Source organism: Lederbergia panacisoli, from assembly GCF_024626525.1.
GTDB classification, from domain to species: domain Bacteria; phylum Bacillota; class Bacilli; order Bacillales; family Bacillaceae_C; genus Lederbergia; species Lederbergia panacisoli.
Genome location: NZ_JANJGU010000038.1, coordinates 1 through 876 on the forward strand (window position 1 = coordinate 1; position 876 = coordinate 876).

An 876-nucleotide genomic window follows, 5' to 3' on the forward strand; every position below is an offset into this window, starting at 1 on the left:
AAACTACTTTAATGAGAGTTTGATCCTGGCTCAGGACGAACGCTGGCGGCGTGCCTAATACATGCAAGTCGAGCGGACTTTTGGGAGCTTGCTCCCAAAAGTTAGCGGCGGACGGGTGAGTAACACGTGGGCAACCTGCCTGTAAGACTGGGATAACTTCGGGAAACCGGAGCTAATACCGGATAACTTCTTTTCTCGCATGAGGAGAGGTTGAAAGATGGTTTCGGCTATCACTTACAGATGGGCCCGCGGCGCATTAGCTAGTTGGTGAGGTAACGGCTCACCAAGGCAACGATGCGTAGCCGACCTGAGAGGGTGATCGGCCACACTGGGACTGAGACACGGCCCAGACTCCTACGGGAGGCAGCAGTAGGGAATCTTCCGCAATGGACGAAAGTCTGACGGAGCAACGCCGCGTGAGTGATGAAGGTTTTCGGATCGTAAAACTCTGTTATCAGGGAAGAACAAGTATCGGAGTAACTGCCGGTACCGTGACGGTACCTGACCAGAAAGCCACGGCTAACTACGTGCCAGCAGCCGCGGTAATACGTAGGTGGCAAGCGTTGTCCGGAATTATTGGGCGTAAAGCGCGCGCAGGCGGTTTCTTAAGTCTGATGTGAAATCTCGCGGCTCAACCGTGAGCGGTCATTGGAAACTGGGAAACTTGAGTGCAGAAGAGAAGAGCGGAATTCCACGTGTAGCGGTGAAATGCGTAGAGATGTGGAGGAACACCAGTGGCGAAGGCGGCTCTTTGGTCTGTAACTGACGCTGAGGCGCGAAAGCGTGGGGAGCGAACAGGATTAGATACCCTGGTAGTCCACGCCGTAAACGATGAGTGCTAAGTGTTAGAGGGTTTCCGCCCTTTAGTGCTGCAGC

The 876-nt window shown here is 54.1% G+C and carries 1 rRNA gene; it reads left to right on the plus strand.

What is annotated here, in order from left to right:
• Nucleotides 1-7 precede the first annotated feature (7 nt).
• Nucleotides 8-876: ribosomal RNA gene (locus NQ185_RS20075) — 16S ribosomal RNA — on the plus strand; the annotation flags it as partial.